Below are 20,722 nucleotides of genomic sequence, written 5' to 3' on the forward strand. Positions count from 1 at the left end.
TGGAGCACTTATGACTAAGAAATATTTTGGCACCGACGGCATTCGTGGTCGGGTCGGCGAATATCCGATCACTCCAGACTTTATGCTCAAGCTCGGTTGGGCTGCCGGCATGGCGTTCCGCAAGATGGGTGCCTGCAAGGTGCTGGTAGGCAAGGACACTCGAATTTCCGGGTACATGTTCGAATCGGCACTTGAAGCCGGGCTGACTTCGGCCGGTGCCGACGTGATGCTCCTGGGGCCAATGCCGACACCGGCCATCGCGTACCTGACGCGTACTTTCCATGCCGAGGCCGGCATCGTGATCAGTGCTTCGCACAATCCACACGATGACAACGGCATCAAGTTTTTCTCCGGGAAAGGCACCAAGCTTCCGGATGAAGTCGAGTTGATGATCGAAGAGTTGCTCGATACCCCGATGACCGTGGTTGAGTCGAGCAAGATCGGCAGGGTGTCGCGCATCAACGATGCCTCGGGTCGTTACATTGAATTCTGCAAGAGCAGCGTCCCGACCGGCACCAGCTTCGCGGGCCTGAAAATCGTAATCGACTGCGCCCATGGTGCGACTTACAAAGTCGCGCCTAGCGTATTCCGTGAGCTGGGTGCCGATGTTGTTGTGTTATCTGCTCAGCCAAACGGCCTGAACATCAACGAAAATTGCGGATCGACTCATATGGGTCCACTGCAAGCTGCCGTATTGGCCGAACATGCCGATCTGGGTATCGCCTTCGATGGTGATGGTGATCGGGTGCTGATGGTCGATCACACTGGCGCTGTCGTCGATGGTGATGAGCTGCTGTTCATCATCGCTCGCGATCTGCATGAGCGTGGCAAGTTGCAGGGCGGCGTGGTCGGTACGTTGATGAGTAACCTGGGCCTGGAACTGGCCCTGGCAGATCTGTCGATTCCATTTGTGCGCGCCAATGTCGGCGACCGTTATGTGATCGCTGACCTGCTGGAGCGCAACTGGTTGGTCGGTGGCGAGAACTCCGGGCACATCGTCTGCTTCAATCACACCACCACCGGTGATGCGATCATCGCGGCGTTGCAGGTGTTGATGGCGCTGAAGACTCGCTCCGAAGGACTGGCTCAGGCCCGTCAGGCGCTGCGCAAGTGTCCTCAGGTGCTGATTAATGTCCGTTTCGGCGGCGGTGCGAGCCCTCTCGAACATCCGTCGGTTATGGAGGCCAGCGAGCGCGTCACGCAGGCCATGGCGGGTCGTGGGCGTGTGCTGTTGCGCAAGTCCGGTACCGAGCCACTGGTGCGGGTCATGGTTGAAGGCGAGGACGAAACACAGGTTCGTGGTTATGCCGAAGAGCTGGCAAAACTGGTTACTGAAGTTTCTGCCTGAATTCGGCTTGCCAGCCATGATTGTGTTGGGTAACATCTGCGCCCACTTTGACCGACGAGGTACAGCATGCGTCGCCCTATGGTAGCTGGTAACTGGAAGATGCACGGTACCCGCGCCAGCGTCGCTGAGCTGATCAATGGCTTGCGTAATCTAGCCTTGCCGAGCGGTGTTGATGTAGCGGTATTCCCGTCCTTTCTGCATGTCAATCAAGTGATTGATGGTCTGGAAGGAAAGTCGATCAAGGTCGGCGCGCAGAACGCTGCGGTGGAATCCAAACAAGGTGCGTTGACCGGTGAAGTTGCGCCGAGTCAGCTGGCCGAAGAGGGTTGCTCACTGGTACTCGTGGGTCACTCTGAACGTCGCCAGATCATCGGCGAGAATGATGAAACACTCATTCGCAAGTTCGCAGCGGCACAGGCATGTGGCTTGATTCCGGTGTTGTGCATAGGGGAAACCCTTGAGCAGCGCGAAGCCGGGAAAACTCTTGAGGTTGTCGGGCGTCAGCTGGGCAGCATCATTGAGGAGCTGGGTGTTGGTGCTTTTGCAAAGGCAGTAATTGCTTACGAGCCGGTCTGGGCCATTGGCACCGGGCTGACTGCTTCGCCGCAACAGGCGCAGGATGTGCACGCAGCCATTCGCGCTCAGTTGGCAGCAGAGAATTCTGAGGTCGCACAAGGTGTGCGGCTTCTATACGGCGGCAGCGTGAAGGCGGCCAATGCGGTCGAACTGTTCGGCATGCCGGATATCGATGGGGGGCTCATTGGTGGAGCTTCCCTGAATGCAGATGAGTTCGGTGCGATTTGTCGCGCCGCGGGAAACTGAAAAAATGCTGGAAACAGTCGTAGTCGTTTTTCATCTGCTGGGCGCATTGGGCGTAGTTGCTCTGGTATTGCTGCAGCAGGGTAAAGGTGCGGATGCTGGCGCGTCTTTCGGAGCAGGTGCTTCAAATACTGTGTTCGGAAGCCAAGGATCCTCTACCTTTCTTAGTAAGTTTACTGCTATACTTGCCGCAGGTTTCTTCATAACCAGCTTAGGGTTAGGTTACTTTGCTAAAGAGAAAGCTCATCAGCTGACTCAAGTAGGTTTGCCAAATCCAGCAGTGTTGGAAGTGCCAAAGCAAAAACCGGCTTCTGATGATGTCCCGGTGCTTCAAGAGCAAAAGTCGGCTACTCCAACGACTGACGTGCCTCCAGCTCAAGAGCAGAAGTAAGAAGGGTTTCAAACGTAGTATTGCCGAGGTGGTGGAATTGGTAGACACGCAACCTTGAGGTGGTTGTGCCCATAGGGTGTAGGGGTTCGAGTCCCCTTCTCGGTACCAATTATCAGGAGAGCCCGCTGTTGCGGGCTTTCTTGTAGGTGGAAGGTTACATTGACCCTGTCAGGGATCGGTCGTATACTTCCGCCCCAGCTTTGTCGCGGGGTGGAGCAGTCTGGTAGCTCGTCGGGCTCATAACCCGAAGGTCGTCGGTTCAAATCCGGCCCCCGCAACCAGTTTAAGGAGCCCCTTTTAAGGGGCTTTTTGTTAGCTGGACACTTTCAACGCCGCTGTTCGACGGCGTTTCAAGGATGGGCGTTTCGCCCATTTTTTTATTTTGCATAGCATGCACATACATGCACGAGGGGGTTCAGGTGTCGAGCAAGCTAGAAGAGTTGCAGGCCTTGCTGGCCCCGGTGGTCGTGGCCCTAGGCTATGAATGCTGGGGTATTGAGTTTTCGGCTCAAGGTCGCCACTCAATGTTGCGCGTTTATATCGATAAAGAAGGCGGTGTGTTGGTTGACGACTGTGCCATCGTCAGCCGTCAGATCAGCGGTGTTCTGGATGTTGAAGATCCAATCGCCGTTGAGTACACCCTTGAAGTTTCCTCGCCAGGCATGGAACGCCCACTGTTCACTCTTGAGCAGTTTGCAAAATTTGCCGGTGAACAAGTGAAGATCAAGCTGCGCTCGCCTTTCGAAGGCCGACGCAACTTTCAGGGCCTTCTGCGCGGTGTAGAAGAGCAGGACGTCGTGGTGCAGGTAGAAGACCATGAGTTCCTGTTGCCGATCGATATGGTCGACAAGGCCAACATTATTCCCAGTTTTGACTGAGACGCGGATCCCGCGGATCCAATGGCTTGCGAAAGGCGAGGCGTACGATGAGCAAAGAAGTACTGCTGGTTGTTGAGTCGGTATCCAATGAAAAGGGCGTACCGGCAAACGTAATTTTTGAAGCGCTGGAGCTGGCTCTGGCCACTGCTACCAAAAAACGTTTCGAGGACGAAGTCGATCTGCGTGTGGAAATCAATCGCCACACCGGTGCTTACGAGACATTCCGTCGCTGGACGGTCGTCGAAGAAGCAAACCTGGACGATCCGGCTATCGAAACCTGGCCGAGCAAGGTTGCAGAAACGCATCCTGGTGCCCAGGTTGGTGATGTAGTCGAAGAAAAGATCGAATCCATCGAGTTCGGCCGTATCGCTGCACAGACTGCCAAGCAAGTCATCGTGCAGAAAGTTCGCGAAGCCGAGCGTGCTCAAGTTGTTGATGCTTACCGCGAGCGCCTGGGTGAAATCATCTCCGGCACCGTGAAGAAAGTGACCCGCGACAACGTGATCGTTGACCTGGGCAACAACGCTGAGGCGTTGCTGGCTCGTGAAGACATCATTTCTCGCGAAACTTTCCGGGTTGGCGTGCGTCTGCGTGCGCTGCTCAAGGAAATCCGCACCGAGAACCGCGGCCCGCAGCTGATCCTGTCGCGTACCGCGCCGGAAATGCTGATCGAGTTGTTCCGCATCGAAGTGCCGGAAATCGCTGAAGGCCTGATCGAAGTAATGGCTGCGTCCCGTGACCCGGGTTCGCGCGCCAAGATCGCGGTCCGCTCCAAGGACAAACGCATTGACCCGCAAGGCGCTTGCATCGGTATGCGCGGTTCGCGCGTCCAGGCAGTGTCGGGCGAGTTGGGCGGCGAGCGTGTGGACATCGTCCTGTGGGACGATAACCCGGCGCAGTTCGTGATTAATGCAATGTCGCCGGCTGAAGTGGCGGCAATTATCGTTGACGAAGATGCCCATGCAATGGACATCGCCGTTGGCGCAGACAATCTGGCTCAGGCCATCGGTCGCGGTGGTCAGAACGTGCGTCTGGCTAGCCAGTTGACTGGCTGGACCCTGAACGTGATGACCGAATCGGACATCCAGGCTAAGCAGCAAGCAGAAACCGGCGACATCCTGCGCAACTTCATCGACGAGCTGGAAGTCGATGAAGACCTGGCGCAAGTGCTGGTAGATGAAGGCTTCACCAGCCTGGAAGAGATTGCCTACGTACCGTTGGAAGAAATGCTCAACATCGACGGCTTTGACGAAGAAACCGTCAACGAGCTTCGCGCTCGCGCCAAGGATCGTTTGTTGACCAAAGCCATCGCTACTGAGGAAAAGCTGGCAGACGCCCATCCGGCCGAAGACCTGCTCTCGCTTGAGGGTATGGACAAGGATTTGGCGATGGAACTGGCGGTGCGCGGCGTAATTACCCGCGAAGACCTGGCCGAGCAGTCTATTGACGACCTGCTCGACATCGACGGCATTGACGATGATCGTGCCGGCAAGTTGATCATGGCCGCCCGAGCCCACTGGTTCGAGTAATTAGGCGCGGCCTGAGGAGAGAAGTGCATGACGCAAGTCACGGTGAAACAACTGGCCGATGAGGTCAAAACACCGGTAGAGCGCCTGTTGCAGCAGATGCGTGAGGCAGGTCTGCCGCACACCGCCGCCGAAGAACATGTGACTGACAGTGAGAAGCAATCTTTGCTGACTCACTTGAAAAGCAGCCACAAGGCGAAAGTGGAAGAACCACGCAAGATCACGCTGCAGCGTAAAACCACCAGCACCCTGCGTGTTGCTGGCAGCAAAAGCATCAGCGTTGAAGTCCGTAAAAGAAAGTTTTCGTGCAACGCAGCCCGGAAGAAATCGAAGCCGAGCGCAAACGCGAACTGGAAGAACGTCGCGCAGTAGATAATGCTGCCCGTCAAAAGGCTGAAGAAGAAGCCAAGCGTCGCGCCGAAGAAGAAGCGCGTCGCCAGCCTGCTACTGCGCAAAACGCTACTAACGATGCTGTCGCAGCGCCTGCTGCGGTTGCCGAGCCAGTACGCGAAAGCGCACCGGTTGTGGCGGCTGCACCGGCTCCTTCTGCCGACCGCAAGCCAAACGATCAGCGTCGTCCGGACAAACCACGTGCCGACGATAATAATCGTCGTAGCGGCGGTGGCGATGGTGAGCGCAAAAACGCTCCGCATCGTGCTTCGGTTAAAGAGAAAGCGCCTGCTCCACGTGTTGCGCCACGTACTACCGACGAAGAAAGCGATGGCTTCCGTCGTGGTGGTCGCGGCAAGGCCAAGCTGAAGAAACGCAACGCTCACGGTTTCCAGAGCCCAACCGGCCCTGTCGTGCGTGATGTGCAGATTGGCGAGACCATCACTGTTGGCGATCTCGCCAATCAGATGTCGGTCAAGGCTGCTGAAATCATCAAGTTCATGTTCAAACTGGGTACCCCAGCGACCATCAACCAGGTGCTTGATCAGGAAACTGCTCAGCTGGTAGCCGAAGAACTGGGCCACAAAGTGACCCTGGTCAGCGACACCGCCCTGGAAGATTCCCTGGCCGAGTCCCTGAAGTTTGAGGGTGAGACGTTCTCCCGTGCACCGGTTGTGACCGTAATGGGCCACGTTGACCACGGTAAAACCTCGCTGCTCGACTACATCCGTCGTGCCAAGGTAGCTGCTGGCGAAGCCGGCGGTATCACCCAGCACATCGGTGCGTACCACGTTGAAACTGATCGCGGTATGGTCACTTTCCTCGATACCCCGGGTCACGCTGCGTTTACCGCAATGCGTGCCCGTGGTGCCAAGGCGACCGACATCGTGATCCTGGTCGTTGCAGCGGACGACGGCGTAATGCCGCAGACCATTGAAGCTGTCCAGCACGCCAAGGCTGCCGGTGTTCCACTGGTCGTTGCAGTGAACAAAATCGACAAGCCGGGCGCTGATCTTGATCGCATCCGTAGTGAACTGTCGGTTCACGGCGTGACCTCGGAAGAGTGGGGCGGCGACACCCCGTTCGTATCGGTTTCGGCGAAAGTCGGTACTGGCGTGGACGAGTTGCTCGAAGCTGTTCTGCTGCAAGCCGAAGTTCTGGAACTGAAAGCGACTCCATCGGCCCCAGGTCGTGGTGTCGTGGTTGAATCGCGTCTCGACAAAGGTCGTGGCCCGGTTGCAACCGTTCTGGTTCAAGACGGTACCCTGCGCCAAGGCGACATGGTCCTGGTCGGTTCGAACTATGGCCGTGTACGTGCCATGCTCGACGAGAACGGCAAGCCAATCAAGGAAGCCGGTCCTTCCATCCCTGTCGAGATCCTCGGCCTGGACGGTACCCCGGACGCCGGCGACGAGATGAGCGTGCTGTCGGACGAGAAGAAAGCCCGTGAAGTGGCTCTGTTCCGTCAAGGCAAGTTCCGCGAAGTCAAGCTGGCCCGTGCTCACGCCGGCAAGCTGGAAAACATCTTCGAAAACATGGGCCAGGCAGAGAAGAAGACGCTTAACATCGTCCTCAAATCTGACGTCCGTGGTTCGCTGGAAGCGTTGAACGGTGCCTTGAACGGCCTGGGTAACGACGAAGTGCAAGTGCGTGTTGTTGGTGGCGGCGTCGGTGGTATCACCGAGTCCGACGCTAACCTGGCGCTGGCCTCCAACGCTGTACTGTTTGGCTTCAACGTGCGTGCCGATGCTGGCGCTCGCAAGATCGTCGAGCAGGAAGGTCTGGATATGCGTTACTACAACGTGATCTACGACATCATCGAAGACGTCAAGAAAGCCCTCACCGGTATGCTGGGCAGCGATGTTCGCGAGAACATCCTGGGTACCGCTGAAGTACGTGACGTGTTCCGTTCGCCGAAGTTTGGCGCGATCGCCGGTTGCATGGTTATCGAAGGTGTTGTTCACCGTAACCGTCCAATCCGTGTACTGCGTGAAGACATCGTTATCTTCGAAGGCGAGCTGGAATCCCTGCGCCGCTTCAAGGATGACGCTTCCGAAGTACGTGCCGGCATGGAATGCGGTATTGGCGTCAAGAGCTACAACGACGTCAAAGCTGGCGACAAGATCGAAGTCTACGGAAGGTTCAGGTTGCTCGCAGCCTCTAACTCGCGCACTTCAAGGGCCACGGCGAGCCGCCGCATGCAAGTGCGCGGCACGGCGTCAGGACTCTAAACGCAACGCCCGGTCTGGCTTTTGTCAGGCCGGGCGTTTGCCGCTTTCAGACCCCACGGGTTTCACCGTGAGGCAGTAACAGGTAACAAGACATGGCAAAAGAATACAGCCGTACCCAACGTATCGGCGATCAGATGCAGCGTGAGCTTGCACAGCTGATCCGTCGTGAAGTCAAAGACCCGCGCGTCGGCCTGGTCACCATTACCGCTGTTGAAGTCAGCCGTGACGTCGGTCACGCCAAGATCTTCATCACCGTGATGGGCCAGGACAACGCCGAAGACATCGCGCAAAGCATCAAGGTGCTCAACTCCGCCGCCGGCTTCCTGCGCATGCAGTTGGCTCGCGAAATGAAGTTGCGCAGCGTTCCACAGTTGCACTTCCACTACGACGAAAGCGTCGTGCGTGGCGCGCACCTGTCGGCCCTGATCGAGCGTGCAGTGGCTGAAGACAATCAGCACCCGGTAGCGGCTGAACCCGAAGACGCCAAGGAGTAATCGGTGGCTCAGGTCAAACGTATCCGTCGTAACGTCAGCGGCATCATCCTTCTCGACAAACCGCTGGGGTTCACCTCCAACGCGGCGTTGCAGAAGGTTCGCTGGTTGCTGAACGCCGAGAAGGCCGGGCACACCGGTAGCCTTGATCCGCTGGCCACCGGCGTGCTGCCGTTGTGCTTCGGTGAGGCCACCAAGTTCTCGCAATACCTGCTCGACTCCGACAAGGCTTATGAAACCCTGGCGCAACTGGGCAAGACCACCACCACGGCGGATGCCGAAGGTGATGTTCTGCTGGAGCGCCCGGTGACCGTTGGTCGCGCCGATGTCGAAGCTGCTTTACCCGGTTTTCGTGGGCAAATCAGTCAGATACCGCCGATGTACTCGGCGCTCAAGCGTGATGGCCAGCCGCTGTACAAGCTGGCCCGTGCAGGCGAAGTAGTGGAGCGCGAACCGCGTTCTGTTACTATTGCGCGCTTGGAATTGCTGGCCTTTGAGGGTGATACTGCGCGGCTTGCGGTGGATTGCAGCAAAGGCACCTATATCCGCACCCTGGTGGAGGATATCGGTGAGCAACTCGGTTGTGGCGCTTACGTTGCTGAATTGCGACGTACCCAGGCCGGGCCTTTCACGCTGGCGCAGACTGTCACGCTTGAAGAGTTGGAAGCGGTACATGCCGAAGGCGGCAACGAAGCGGTCGACCGCTTCCTGATGCCATCGGACAGCGGCTTGCTGGATTGGCCACTGTTGCAGTTCTCGGAGCACAGCTCGTTCTACTGGCTTAACGGCCAACCGGTACGGGCCCCGGATGCACCGAAGTTTGGCATGGTACGGGTACAGGATCACAACGGTCGCTTCATCGGTATCGGTGAAGTGTGCGAAGACGGGCGCATCGCGCCGCGTCGACTGATTCGGTCGGAATGACCGAAACCGGTCTGCGTAACAGCAGGCTGGCGAGGGTGGCTGTTAGCAGGCACGGTCACTACTCATTTTTAGATACAGGGATTTGTCCCTGGCCTGTTGAAGCTGTTTCTCTGAAACAGTTTCCTGATAAAAGGATTGCCTCATGGCTCTCGACGTTCAAGAAAAAGCTCAAATCGTAGCTGACTACCAGCAAGCTGTTGGTGACACTGGTTCGCCAGAAGTGCAAGTTGCACTGCTGACCCACAACATCAACAAACTGCAAGGTCACTTCAAGGCCAACGGTAAAGATCACCACTCCCGTCGTGGTCTGATCCGCATGGTAAACCAGCGCCGTAAGCTGCTGGACTACCTGAAAGGCAAGGATCTGGGCCGTTACCAGGCTCTGATCGGTCGCCTGGGTCTGCGTCGCTAATAAGCGATTGCGCTAGAGGTTGGTTGTCTGTCTTGCGTCAGTGGGTTTCCCGCTGGCGCATGGCAGGCTCCCAGCCTCAAGTTTTATCTGGATACACGTTTTACCCTGGACAGACGTTGGGCCGACTCCCGACATTGCCCAAGAATTTCGCAAGAAGACAAGTTCCCCAAGAGCCACAAAGAAGGTAGGACACCGTGAACCCGGTAATCAAAAAATTCCAGTTCGGTCAGTCGACCGTTACCCTCGAGACTGGCCGTATCGCCCGTCAGGCCTCCGGCGCAGTATTGGTCACCGTTGACGACGACGTCAGCGTATTGGTGACCGTCGTTGGTGCCAAGCAAGCCGATCCAGGCAAGGGCTTCTTCCCTCTGTCCGTTCACTACCAGGAAAAGACTTACGCTGCCGGTAAGATCCCTGGCGGTTTCTTCAAGCGCGAAGGCCGTCCTTCCGAGAAAGAAACCCTGACTTCCCGACTGATCGATCGTCCGATCCGTCCGCTGTTCCCAGAAGGCTTCATGAACGAAGTGCAGGTTGTCTGCACCGTCGTTTCCACCAGCAAGAAGACCGATCCGGACATCGCTGCGATGATCGGTACCTCGGCTGCCCTGGCCATCTCCGGCATTCCTTTCGATGGCCCTATCGGCTGTGCACGCGTTGCGTTCCACGAAAGCACCGGCTACCTGCTGAACCCGACTTACGAACAACAGAAAGCTTCGAGCCTGGACATGGTCGTTGCCGGTACTTCGGAAGCTGTGTTGATGGTTGAATCGGAAGCCAAAGAGCTGACCGAAGACCAGATGCTGGGCGCGGTACTGTTTGCTCACGACGAGTTCCAGGTTGTGATCAACGCCGTTAAAGAACTGGCTGCCGAAGCGGCCAAGCCAACCTGGACCTGGACTCCACAGCCAGAAGCCACCGCTCTGCTGGGCGCCATCCGTCGCCGAGTTCGGCGACGCGATCTCCCAGGCTTACACCATCACCATCAAGGCCGACCGTTACGCTCGCCTGGGTGAGCTGAAAGACCAGGTTGTTGCCAAGCTGTCCGGTGAAGAAGGCCAGCCTTCTTCCAGCGAAGTCAAAGCTGCTTTCGGCGAAATCGAATACCGCACCGTTCGCGAAAATATCGTAAACGGCAAGCCACGTATCGACGGCCGCGACACCAAGACCGTACGTCCTCTGAACATCGAAGTCGGTGTTCTGCCAAAGACCCACGGTTCGGCACTGTTCACCCGTGGCGAAACCCAGGCTCTGGTTGTTGCAACACTGGGCACCGCCCGTGACGCACAACTGCTGGACACCCTGGAAGGCGAGAAAAAAGACCCGTTCATGCTGCACTACAACTTCCCTCCGTTTTCGGTAGGTGAGTGTGGTCGCATGGGTGGCGCTGGTCGTCGCGAAATCGGTCACGGCCGTCTGGCCCGTCGTTCGATTGCAGCCATGCTGCCTGCTGCCGACGTGTTCCCGTACACCATTCGTGTTGTGTCGGAAATCACCGAGTCCAACGGTTCGAGCTCCATGGCTTCGGTCTGCGGCGCTTCCCTGGCCCTGATGGATGCCGGCGTTCCGATGAAGGCACCGGTTGCCGGTATCGCCATGGGTCTGGTTAAAGAAGGCGAGAAATTCGCCATCCTGACCGACATCCTGGGTGACGAAGACCACCTCGGCGACATGGACTTCAAAGTAGCCGGTACCGCCAAAGGTGTTACCGCGCTGCAGATGGACATCAAGATCAAAGGCATCACCGAAGAAATCATGGAAATCGCTCTGGGCCAAGCCCTGGAAGCGCGCCTGAACATCCTCGGTCAGATGAACCAGATCATTGGTCAGTCCCGCACCGAGTTGTCGGAAAATGCTCCGACCATGATCGCGATGAAAATCGACACCGACAAAATCCGTGATGTTATCGGTAAAGGCGGCGCGACCATTCGTGCGATCTGTGAAGAGACCAAGGCTTCGATCGATATCGAAGACGACGGCTCGATCAAGATCTTCGGCGAAACCAAGGAAGCTGCTGAAGCTGCACGTCAGCGCGTTCTGGGCATCACCGCAGAAGCTGAAATCGGCAAGATCTACGTCGGTAAGGTTGAGCGCATCGTCGACTTCGGCGCATTCGTCAACATCCTGCCTGGCAAGGACGGTCTGGTTCACATCTCCATGTTGAGCGACGCTCGCGTTGAGAAAGTGACCGACATCCTGAAAGAAGGCCAGGAAGTGGAAGTACTGGTACTGGACGTGGACAACCGCGGCCGTATCAAGCTGTCCATCAAAGACGTAGCAGCAGCCAAGGCGTCGGGCGTTTAAGACACCCCTCGCTTGACCGCTTCAACGTTGTAAAAAAGGCCCCGCAGTGAAAACTGCGGGGCCTTTTTTGCCTGCGATAATCCGGGAAGGTACTCGCGGTTGCGACACTCCGAACCTGTGCTAGGTTTAGCTCACCGCCCGTGTAGCTCAGCCGGTAGAGCAGCGCACTCGTAACGCGAAGGTCGCAGGTTCGATTCCTGTCTCGGGCAAAGAATTACTGCTATTTCACCTTCCGGCTCAGATCCTCGACGGAGCGTTTGAGCTGATCCAGTTGATTGCCCTGTTCACTGACCTTTTGCTTCACGCTGGACAGGTCGCTGGAGCTTGAGCTGGAACTCGATCCGGCGTTGCGCTTGAGATCATCCACCTGACGGGCAATATCTTTAAGGCCATTCTGTTGTTCGCTGACACTGCGCTTGAGGTCGCTCACTTCACTAGAGCTGGAGCTTGAACTTGAGCCGTTATTGCGCTTGAGATCGTCCATCTGCGAGGCGAGTTTTTTCAGGCCGTTATCCTGCTCCTCGACGGTGCGCTTGAGATTGGACAGTTCAGTCGAGCTGGAACTGGAGCTCGAGCCGTTATTGCGCTTGAGCTCCTCCAGTTGCCTGGTGAGGTCTTTGAGGTCTTTATTCTGTTCCTCGGCGGTACGCTTGAGGGTGGTTATTTCACTGGTGCTCGAACCGACGTTTGTGCCGGTGTTGCGTCTGAGTTCTTCGATGAGGCGCGCTTGTTCGCTGACGGTTTTCTTCAGGTTGTCGATTTCAGCTGTATTGGTTTTAACGATGCCTGGTAATTTTTCCAGCTCACTGACTTCCAGATTGGTTCTGACCAGTACGGTTTTGCCATATGAGGTGTGGGTGGCGGTGAGCGTGTCGTTGAGCGAAGGGTTGTCGGAGCTGAGCTCGATAGCCTGAGCCGTATTGGCCAGTGCCAGGTTGCCGAGCAGCAGGGCAGCCATGCCAGTTGCAAACAGGGTAGACGGAAGCTTTGGAAAATTGCGCATCACCTGAATTCCTTGTGAAGTGCCTATATGGCACATCGCTATGACTTCGTTTTCTGAAACATGTTCCTGTGGGCCTCACAAAATAAGCGTGGTCAGTGACGGCAATCGGTTTTTTGTAGATTTGATGTAAACATGCATATAAATCGTCAGCTAAAGGTCCTATATTCGGAGCTTGCATGAGCACCACCGAGCTGTTTTCAGATGATCCCGAATGGTTCTGAAGGCCAGACAAACCGGGCTTCACGCGGTTTTTTGCGTCAGAGAGATCCTTGATGATCCAGATCCATCTTCCATTCCCCAGATCAGCGAGAACGACATGACCGTTAAAGAATTGACCCAAGAAGCCAGACACGAAGAAGCGCTCAAGAAGTACTTGCTGGAGTCGCCCCAGCTAGCCGAAGAGATCAAGGACCTGCCCGCCGACGATCAGAAAGACCAGGTCCAATGGGCGTTCGAGGATGAAGCGGAATCGCAAGGCTTGCAGCCTTGGGAGCTGACGCTCAAGTACACCTCAAGTCCTGAAGAGTTCGAGGCGGCACGCCTGGTTCTGCACAAAGAGGCGGCCGAAGTATTGGGTGTCGAGTGGGAACAGTACTGCGAGGACAATAATCTGGTGGTCTGACCTGTGGGAGCGGGCTTGCTCGCGAAGAGGGTGTATCAGTCGACGATTTTTATCGTCTGACTCACCGCTTTCGCGAGCAAGCCCGCTCCCACATTTTTCAATCAGAGGCTGAGCCGCATCGATAGGTCGACGGCTTTTACATCCTTGGTCATCGCACCAATCGAAATGTAATCAACCCCGGTTTCGGCAATCGGCAGCAACGTGCTTTCATTGATACCGCCGCTGGCCTCCAGTTTTGCCTTGCCACCGTTCAGGCGCACCGCTTCACGCATGTCATCCAGGCTCAGTTCGTCGAGCATGATGATATCGGCACCGGCCGCCAGGGCCTCTTTCAGCTCATCCAGGCTTTCCACTTCGATTTCCACGGGCTTGCCTGGGGCGATCTTGTGCGCGGCCTTGATCGCTTCAGGAATGCCGCCGCAGGCCGCGATATGGTTTTCCTTGATCAGGAAGGCGTCATACAGACCAATACGGTGGTTGTGGCAGCCGCCGCAAGTCACGGCATACTTCTGCGCCAGACGCAGCCCCGGCAGGGTTTTGCGGGTGTCGAGCAGCTTTACCTGAGTCTCGGCGACGAAATCCGCCAGAAATTGCGCGCGCGTTGCCACACCTGACAGCAATTGCAGGAAATTCAGCGCACAGCGCTCACCCGTCAGCAGCGAACGCGCCGGGCCTTCGAGGTGAAACAGCGGCTGGTTGGGCTGCACCCGTTCGCCATCGCGCACCTGCCAGTGCACCGCAACCCGTGGGTCCAACTGCCGGAAAACGGCGACAAACCCAAGCAGTGCCGGCAATGACGGCCGCGTCGCGGGTGATGATGGTGGCTTTGGCCAGGCGTTCGGCCGGGATCAGCTGTGCGGTGATGTCGCCGCTGCCGATATCTTCGAGCAACGCACGGCGCACGTTGGCTTCGATTTCGGCGGTCAAATCGGCGAGACGTAGATTCGGCATAACGGGCTCCACAAACTAAGTGGCTCGATTATAGGGCCATGGCGCGAACCAACCCAAGGCATCCACGGTGTTCACATCGCTCTGAAACCTGCATTTGGTCGATTCGCCTGAGCATTTGGCGTTAAGCAGGGGTCTGCCTTGTACGTCTATTTCAATGAGAAGCGCAGAGTCTGCTGGCACAAGCCGTGTGTTTTACAGATAATTCGCCTTGCATTTGACGTCATAGCTTTGACGTCCCTTTGGGTCCCCGATTATTGAATGACAGCGGGTGGGCGGTGATCCCCGTTGAGCACCGCCCGTGAGGCTTGCACCCGCCGTCGATCTTTCTTACCGAACCGAAGAATCACCGTTTCAGGAGGCTTGGATGCACAACGACGGGAATGTAGTGCCTTTGCACAAGGCGGCTACCGATCAGGCGACCCACTCGCCGCTCGCCCGCCTGCCTGTGATTCTGCTTCAGGTTCGCGACAAGGCTGCTCAGTTACTCAGGCATGGTTTGCAGGAGCTGTTCGATAATGCAGATGACACGCTGTTCGAAATGGCCGACCGGGCCCGCAACGACGTCGAGCAGAACCTCTTTTTCGAAGCCATGCGCGACTTGCGCCTCAAGCGCAAAAGCATTGAACGCGGCTTTCTCGAACAGTTTTTTGAGGCATTCGTCAGCCTCACTCAGTACGACATCACTCACTCGACCTTGCCCCAGGCATTGGCGTTCGATGCTAATGCATCGCTGCCCAATGACGACCTGGAGCGCAACGTTGCGGTGGAGGCGATGGTCAGCAAAGTACTCAACCGCGAAGGGTTCGCCCTCGATCAACTGACCACCCGACTCAGCGTGTTGTTGGGCAAGGAGTTGCTCGAACAGCACAACCCGATGGGCCCGGCGATGCTGTGCGAGTATTTTCTGCAGTCCGGGCGCAATCTGGGCGTGGAGATCAAGGTCAAGCTGATCATTCTCAAACTGTTCGAGCGCTATGTGCTCAGCAGCGCCGATCAGCTCTACGCCGAAGCCAACCAATTGCTGATCGCCACCGGCGTGCTGCCCGAGCTCAAGCCGGCCCCGGCGCGGCGTGCTGCTGCACCGTGCGGCGGCCAGTGCCCATGCCGAACCGGTCGAAGCGGTTGTCCGGTCCGGCAATACGCAGATTGATGACAGTGTCCAGGAAGTCTTCGCCGCATTGCAGGAGCTGCTTTTCCACGTGCGTGGCAGCGTCGCGCCGACGCTTGAGCTCAGTGCCCAGGCCCAGCCGATTTCCACCCGCGACTTGCTGCGCCTGCTGTCGCACTTGCAGCAATACGTGCCGGCCCTGGCAGCTCAGGACGACTTTGACCTGCGCAACCAACTCGAACAACTGTTAACCCGCGTCAGCGTAAAAAGCGGCAAGTCGCGGGTGGTCGGGGTGGCCGACGAAGACGTGATCAACCTGATCGCCATGCTCTTCGAATGCATTCTCGATGACCGTAACCTGCCGGATTCGCTCAAGGCGCTTATCGGGCGCTTGCAGATCCCGATGCTGAAGGTCGCGGTGCTCGACAAGAGCTTTTTCAGCCGCAGCAGCCACCCGGCGCGACGTCTGCTCAATGAAATCGCCACCGCGGCCATGGGTTGGGGCCAGTGTGACGATCATGAGCGCGATTCGTTGTACCTGCGCATTGAGCAAGTGGTGCAGCGGCTGTTGAATGACTTTGTCGACGACCCGGCGATTTTCTCCGAGTTGCTGGCGGACTTTCTGGCGTTTACCAGTGATGAACGCCGTCGCAGCGAGCTGCTGGAACAGCGCACCCGGGACGCCGAAGAAGGCCGGGCCAAGACTGAATTGGCGCGTCAGCGGGTCGAACGGGCGCTGAATGAGGCCTTGTTGGGCAAGCTGCTCCCGCAAGGCGTGGTGGTATTCGTCCAGGACGCCTGGAGCAAGCTGCTGTTGCTGACTTACCTCAAGCACGGCGATCAGTCCGCCGAATGGCACGCCGATGTGCAAACCATGGCGCAATTGATCTGGAGCGTGCAGCGTCACGACGAAGCCGACGCGAGCCTGCGTCTGCTGTCGCTGGTGCCGGGGCTGCTCAAATCCCTGCGTGACGGCCTGAGCAGTTCGGCGTTCGACCCGTTTGCCACCAGTGAATTCTTCAGTGAGCTGGAAGCCTTGCACGTTCAACTGTTCGAACGGCCAGCTCGGACACCGGAACAGACGACACCCCGCGATGAGCCAGTGATGGTCGAAGTGCGGGAGGAAATCGTCTTGCGTACTGCCGATGAAGGTCCGGTCGACACGGCGTCGGTACGTTTGCCAGCGGACGATATTGGCCTGCTCCAGGTAGATCAGCTGCGCCTGGGCTGCTGGGTCGAGTTTCAGGAAGACGAAGAAAACACCTTGCGTTGCAAGCTGGCGGCGGTCATTGACGCCACCGGCAAGTACATCTTCGTCAACCGCACCGGGATGAAAGTGTTGGAGCGCAACCGTATCGGTCTGGCCCTGGAGTTTCGCCGTGGTGCGGTGCGTGCGCTGGACGATACGTTGCTGTTCGATCGGGCTCTGGAATCGGTGATTGGCAACTTGCGGCGTCTCAATCACGGCAAGTGATCGCGCGCAGAGGGTCTATCGCGGCATACTGGGCGCCAACACGGTCGTCGTTGAAGGAACCTGTATGCAGTTGGACCCCGCGAGCGGTTGGTGCCAGGGCGTAAACATATGCCCCTCGCCCAACTTCAATGCGCGCCCCACGGATGAAATTTCCCTGCTGGTGATCCACAACATCAGCCTGCCGCCGGCGCAGTTCGCCACCGGCAAGGTGCAGGAATTTTTCCAGAATCGTCTGGATGTCACGGAGCATCCCTACTTTGAGGGGATTGCTGACCTGCGGGTGTCTGCGCATTTTCTGATCGAGCGTGACGGCACCGTCACTCAGTTTGTCTCCTGTCTTGAGCGTGCCTGGCATGCCGGTGTCTCGAATTTTGAGGGGCGGGAAGTCTGTAATGATTTTTCCGTGGGCATCGAGCTCGAAGGTACGGATGATCTGCCCTTTACCGACGCGCAGTATCAAGCATTGACGACACTGACCCGCCAGTTGCAAAACACGTTCACCGGGATTGCCGCGCAGCGCATTTGCGGGCATAGCGACATCGCACCCGGGCGCAAAACCGATCCGGGACCGGCGTTCGACTGGACACGCTATCGCGCCGCTCTGGCAAAAGAGGAACAACAATGAGTTTTCTGGTGTTGCTGTTGGCGGTCTGGATCGAGAAGTTCTCGGCCCTGCGTCATCGGGTTCAGCGTGATGGTGGTTGGGTCCGCGAGCTGCACAAGCTTGAGGCCAGCCCGCGTCTGAAAGACCGTCCGTGGCTGGTATTGGTGCTGTTGGTGTTGTTGCCGGTGGCGCTGCTCGGTTTGCTGTTGCTGGTCCTGGAGCCTTTGGCTTATGGCTTGCTGGCGCTGCCGGTGCACCTGTTGGTGGTGATTTACAGCCTGGGGCGTGGTGATCTGCTGGCGGGTCTCGGACCGTTTCGCGATGCCTGGCGCCGCGAAGACCTGCAAGCCGCTGCACACGTGGCCAAGCGTGACCTGGACATCTGCGCTGACAATGGCGAGCAACTGCTGGAGCGGGTTCAGGCCCATCTGATTTGGGAGGCCTACCAAAGCTTTTTCGCGGTTATTTTCTGGTACTTCCTGCTGGGCCCGGTAGCTGCGCTGAGCTATCGCTTGCTCGCGCTGGCCGAAGAGCATAGCCAGAACCCGGCGGTGGCTGAGCGTGCTGCGCAATTGCGCCATGCCTTCGATTGGGTGCCCGTGCGGTTGCTGGCGGCGAGTTTTGCCTTGGTCGGTAACTTTGTTGCGGTCGGGCGGGTGATGCTGCACGAGTTGCTGAACTGGAACATCAGCGCCGCCCAGTTGATCGAAAAGGTCGGGCTGGTGGCCGGTGAGATACCAGCGCCGATGGTCGGCCCCGACGGCATCAACAGCCTGGATCGCATCTGGGAATTGCTGCTGCGGGCGGCGGTGCTCTGGTATGCCGGGTTTGCGTTGTGGACGGTGTTGCCTTAACCACCTCAAATCTGAAGTGAACTTCATTGTGGCGAGGGAGCTTGCTCCCGCTGGGGTGCGAAGCGCCCCCGAAACCTGCCAAGGTGATTGATCAGGAAACCTCGCCCGCTCATTTTGCGACTGCTTCGCAGCCGAGTGGGAGCAAGCTCCCTCGCCACAGGCAAGCCCCCTCGCCACAAGGGTTTCATCAACCTCGATCACGGCATCCTCCCGTTAACCTTAAGTTACAAAACCTCCCTTCGATTTGAGCTATACAGACATAGCGCCAAATAGTGGCTATCTGCTGTCGCTGCGCGCCTGCCAATAAAAATAAGAAATCAAAAGGGAGACTTCACAGTGAAGAGCTTGCTCTATCCCGCTGTCGCGCTGATGAACCGTCTGAGCTTCGGCATGAAGTTCAGCCTGATCAGCGTGCTGTTCCTGGTGCCGATGCTGGTGACCAACTTCTATCTGGTGCGCGATTCTTATCGCGAATTCCAGGGCACCCAGGTCGAACTGCAAAGCCTCGACCTGCTGGGCAGCAGCCTGACCCTTCGGCGGGATCTGGAAACCCTGAACAACCTGGTGCAGATCAACGTCACCCTCGGTCAGTCCGGCAAGGCCGGTGATGTGGAGTCGAAGATCACGGCGCTGGGACAAAGCATTCTGACTCGCTTGCAAGGTCTGGTGGCCATGAGCACCGACCCGGAACAGATCAAAGTCTTCGATGGCAAACGCGATGAAATGATCGCCGCGTTCAAGGCCCAGCAAGCGGAAAATTCCCTACAAAGCAAAAGTGCGCTGATTGGCAAGTTGCTCGGCAACGCGCAGGTTTTCAGCCAGATCATCGCCAGCCAGGCCGGCCTGAGTCGTGACACCCAGAGCGACATGCGCCAGCTCAGTGAACTCATCACCAGCGTCACCCCGCCGGTGACCCAGATTCTGGGCGAAGGCCGGGCGATGGGCTCATTTTCGCTGGGGCAGGGCTTTCTCAATTCGGCGTCAAGCACCCGTTTCGACGAGTTGCTGGCGCAGATCGAAAAGCTCCAAGCCGAATACGGGTTGAAGTTGCACGATGCGTTGGGCGCAAGCCAAGCGGCGCACGACACCCTGGCCGCTCAGGCTGAGAGCAGCAAGGCCTCGCTGAAAAAGGCCGGCGAGCTGTTCGAAACGCAGGTGGTTGTGGCCGACACGCTTGATGCACCGTGGCAGGGATTTTACGATCAGGTCACCGGCCTGATGGACCAGACTTACCAGCTCAATGAAGCCACCCTGACGTTTCTCGGCACCCAGTTGCAGCAGCGGCTGGAGCAGAACCGCACGCACATGGTCTTGCAGGCCGTAGCGCTGTCGGTGGTGTTTGTGTTGATCTTCTATCTCTACGGCGGCTTTTACGCCTCGACCCGCACCACCCTCAAGCGCCTGGGCGCGGTGATGGATAAAGTGGCGGCCGGCGACATGACCGTGACGTTCAGTGCCCACAGCCGCGATGAGTTGGGCGAGTTGGGCGAGGTGTTCAACGGGACGGTGAAGAAAATCCACGACTTGATCGAGCGGGTCGGCCAGACCGTCAGTGAAGTCGAGCGCCAGGCCGGGCAAGTGGAAAGCGTTTCCGCCCAGAGCAATCAGGCCGTGGCCGGGCAGCGGACGCAGATCGAACAGGTCGCCACTGCCATGAACCAGATGTCAGCCACATCGCTGGAAGTGGCACGCAGCGCGGCGGCGGCAGTCAGCAGCGCCCACAGCGTCAATGACGAGACCCTCAACGGTCGTGGGCTGGTGGAGTCCCAGCAGGGCAGCATTGCGGCACTGGCTGGCGAGATCGATCAGTCGGTGATGGTGATCAATCAACTGGCCAGCGACAGCCAGTCCATCAGCCGCGTGCTGGATGTGATCAAAAGCATTGCCGAGCAGACCAACCTGCTGGCGCTGAACGCCGCCATCGAAGCCGCGCGGGCGGGGAGCAGGGCCGTGGTTTCGCGGTGGTGGCGGATGAAGTCCGGACCTTGGCCAAACGCACCCAGCAATCGACCGAAGAAATCGAGCAGATGATCGCCAAGCTCCATGGCGGTGTCGGTGCGGCGGTGAAAGCCATGGGCGTCAGCCATCAAATGGCTAACGGCACCGTGGGGCAGTCGGAAAAGGTCCAGCAAGCACTGAAAAACATCCTCGGCGCCGTGGGTATGATCGTCGACCAGAACCAGCAGATCGCCGCTGCCGTGGAGCAACAAACCGCCGTGGCCCATGACATCGACCAGAACATCGTCGAGATCAACCGTGCCGGCGAGCGTACCGCCGAAGGTGCGCACCAGACCGAAAATGCCAGCCGCGCATTGTCGGCGCAGGTGGTGGAGTTGAAACAGTTGATCTGCGCGTTCCGGGTCTAATCAACACCCCAATGTGGGAGCGGGCTTGC

Annotated in this window: 12 protein-coding genes, 3 tRNA genes and 5 pseudogenes; 18 read left to right on the forward strand and 2 right to left on the reverse strand. The window is 57.8% G+C overall.

The annotated features are described in order from the left end of the window. Positions 1-10: 10 nt before the first annotated feature. The 13 genes and pseudogenes from glmM (at position 11) to RHM58_RS12920 (ending at position 11,920) form a co-directional block, all read left to right on the forward strand. Complete coding sequence (gene glmM, locus RHM58_RS12860) at positions 11-1,348, forward strand: phosphoglucosamine mutase (protein WP_201200473.1); 1,338 nt, start codon at positions 11-13, stop codon at positions 1,346-1,348. Positions 1,349-1,414: 66 nt separating this feature from the next. After that, positions 1,415-2,170: a triose-phosphate isomerase gene (tpiA, locus tag RHM58_RS12865; protein ID WP_201200474.1), complete on the forward strand. Its 756-nt coding sequence runs from the start codon at positions 1,415-1,417 to the stop codon at positions 2,168-2,170. A 4-nt stretch (positions 2,171-2,174) separates the two neighbouring features. Further along, positions 2,175-2,558 carry a preprotein translocase subunit SecG gene (gene secG / locus RHM58_RS12870; RefSeq protein WP_322270840.1) on the forward strand — a complete coding sequence of 128 codons (384 nt, stop codon included), beginning with the start codon at positions 2,175-2,177 and terminating at the stop codon, positions 2,556-2,558. A 22-nt stretch (positions 2,559-2,580) separates the two neighbouring features. Then, positions 2,581-2,666: transfer RNA gene (locus RHM58_RS12875), tRNA-Leu, on the forward strand. A gap of 96 nt (positions 2,667-2,762) precedes the next feature. Further along, a tRNA-Met gene (locus RHM58_RS12880) sits at positions 2,763-2,839 on the forward strand. Positions 2,840-2,977: 138 nt separating this feature from the next. Further along, the gene (gene rimP / locus RHM58_RS12885) at positions 2,978-3,436 is read left to right on the forward strand and encodes a ribosome maturation factor RimP (RefSeq protein ID WP_149657639.1); all 459 of its coding nucleotides are present in this window, start codon (positions 2,978-2,980) and stop codon (positions 3,434-3,436) included. A 47-nt stretch (positions 3,437-3,483) separates the two neighbouring features. Then, the gene (nusA, locus tag RHM58_RS12890) at positions 3,484-4,965 is read left to right on the forward strand and encodes a transcription termination factor NusA (protein WP_201194346.1); all 1,482 of its coding nucleotides are present in this window, start codon (positions 3,484-3,486) and stop codon (positions 4,963-4,965) included. A gap of 27 nt (positions 4,966-4,992) precedes the next feature. Continuing rightward, positions 4,993-7,516: pseudogene (gene infB / locus RHM58_RS12895) on the forward strand (translation initiation factor IF-2). Positions 7,517-7,675: 159 nt separating this feature from the next. Further along, on the forward strand, positions 7,676-8,077 hold the full coding sequence (gene rbfA, locus RHM58_RS12900; RefSeq protein ID WP_007942872.1) for a 30S ribosome-binding factor RbfA: 402 nt from the start codon (positions 7,676-7,678) through the stop codon (positions 8,075-8,077). Positions 8,078-8,080: 3 nt separating this feature from the next. Further along, a complete protein-coding gene (gene truB / locus RHM58_RS12905) occupies positions 8,081-8,998 on the forward strand; it encodes a tRNA pseudouridine(55) synthase TruB (RefSeq protein WP_322270528.1) in 918 nt (305 codons plus the stop codon). Positions 8,999-9,140: 142 nt separating this feature from the next. After that, positions 9,141-9,410, forward strand: a complete 270-nt coding sequence (rpsO, locus tag RHM58_RS12910) for a 30S ribosomal protein S15 (RefSeq protein WP_003176135.1) — start codon at positions 9,141-9,143, stop codon at positions 9,408-9,410. A gap of 194 nt (positions 9,411-9,604) precedes the next feature. After that, positions 9,605-11,711: pseudogene (gene pnp / locus RHM58_RS12915) on the forward strand (polyribonucleotide nucleotidyltransferase). A 136-nt stretch (positions 11,712-11,847) separates the two neighbouring features. Continuing rightward, positions 11,848-11,920 (forward strand) — tRNA-Thr (locus RHM58_RS12920). Positions 11,921-11,931: 11 nt separating this feature from the next. On the opposite strand, the gene RHM58_RS12925 is transcribed toward RHM58_RS12920, so the two are convergent. After that, positions 11,932-12,714: a hypothetical protein gene (locus tag RHM58_RS12925; RefSeq protein ID WP_322270529.1), complete on the reverse strand. Its 783-nt coding sequence runs from the start codon at positions 12,712-12,714 to the stop codon at positions 11,932-11,934. Positions 12,715-13,030: 316 nt separating this feature from the next. Between RHM58_RS12925 and RHM58_RS12930 the strand changes: the two genes are divergently transcribed. Then, the gene (locus tag RHM58_RS12930; protein WP_201200481.1) at positions 13,031-13,336 is read left to right on the forward strand and encodes a DUF6388 family protein; all 306 of its coding nucleotides are present in this window, start codon (positions 13,031-13,033) and stop codon (positions 13,334-13,336) included. A 101-nt stretch (positions 13,337-13,437) separates the two neighbouring features. On the opposite strand, the pseudogene nadC reads toward RHM58_RS12930, so the two are convergent. Further along, a pseudogene (gene nadC, locus RHM58_RS12935) lies at positions 13,438-14,287 on the reverse strand (carboxylating nicotinate-nucleotide diphosphorylase). A gap of 364 nt (positions 14,288-14,651) precedes the next feature. On the opposite strand from nadC, the pseudogene RHM58_RS12940 reads away from it, so the two are divergent. From RHM58_RS12940 to RHM58_RS34035, 4 genes and pseudogenes are all read left to right on the forward strand, one after another. Further along, positions 14,652-16,869: pseudogene (locus RHM58_RS12940) on the forward strand (DUF1631 domain-containing protein). A gap of 64 nt (positions 16,870-16,933) precedes the next feature. After that, a complete protein-coding gene (ampD, locus tag RHM58_RS12945; RefSeq protein WP_322270530.1) occupies positions 16,934-17,494 on the forward strand; it encodes a 1,6-anhydro-N-acetylmuramyl-L-alanine amidase AmpD in 561 nt (186 codons plus the stop codon). Then, positions 17,491-18,327 carry a regulatory signaling modulator protein AmpE gene (ampE, locus tag RHM58_RS12950; protein WP_201256486.1) on the forward strand — a complete coding sequence of 279 codons (837 nt, stop codon included), beginning with the start codon at positions 17,491-17,493 and terminating at the stop codon, positions 18,325-18,327. The genes ampD and ampE overlap by 4 nt, the downstream gene beginning before the upstream one ends. A gap of 1,662 nt (positions 18,328-19,989) precedes the next feature. Continuing rightward, positions 19,990-20,693: pseudogene (locus tag RHM58_RS34035) on the forward strand (methyl-accepting chemotaxis protein). Positions 20,694-20,722 lie beyond the last annotated feature (29 nt).

Origin of the sequence: Pseudomonas sp. 10S4 (assembly GCF_034344865.1) — a bacterium.
GTDB lineage: Bacteria > Pseudomonadota > Gammaproteobacteria > Pseudomonadales > Pseudomonadaceae > Aquipseudomonas.

Excerpts from the sequence above, each read along its gene's own strand:
- glmM (WP_201200473.1), top strand. The coding sequence starts at position 11 with ATGACTAAGAAATATTTTGGCACCGACGGCATTCGTGGTCGGGTCGGC.
- tpiA (WP_201200474.1), top strand. The coding sequence starts at position 1,415 with ATGCGTCGCCCTATGGTAGCTGGTAACTGGAAGATGCACGGTACCCGC.
- secG (WP_322270840.1), top strand. The coding sequence starts at position 2,175 with ATGCTGGAAACAGTCGTAGTCGTTTTTCATCTGCTGGGCGCATTGGGC.
- nusA (WP_201194346.1), top strand. The coding sequence starts at position 3,484 with ATGAGCAAAGAAGTACTGCTGGTTGTTGAGTCGGTATCCAATGAAAAG.
- rbfA (WP_007942872.1), top strand. The coding sequence starts at position 7,676 with ATGGCAAAAGAATACAGCCGTACCCAACGTATCGGCGATCAGATGCAG.
- rpsO (WP_003176135.1), top strand. The coding sequence starts at position 9,141 with ATGGCTCTCGACGTTCAAGAAAAAGCTCAAATCGTAGCTGACTACCAG.
- RHM58_RS12925 (WP_322270529.1), bottom strand. The coding sequence starts at position 12,714 with ATGCGCAATTTTCCAAAGCTTCCGTCTACCCTGTTTGCAACTGGCATG.
- RHM58_RS12930 (WP_201200481.1), top strand. The coding sequence starts at position 13,031 with ATGACCGTTAAAGAATTGACCCAAGAAGCCAGACACGAAGAAGCGCTC.
- ampD (WP_322270530.1), top strand. The coding sequence starts at position 16,934 with ATGCAGTTGGACCCCGCGAGCGGTTGGTGCCAGGGCGTAAACATATGC.
- ampE (WP_201256486.1), top strand. The coding sequence starts at position 17,491 with ATGAGTTTTCTGGTGTTGCTGTTGGCGGTCTGGATCGAGAAGTTCTCG.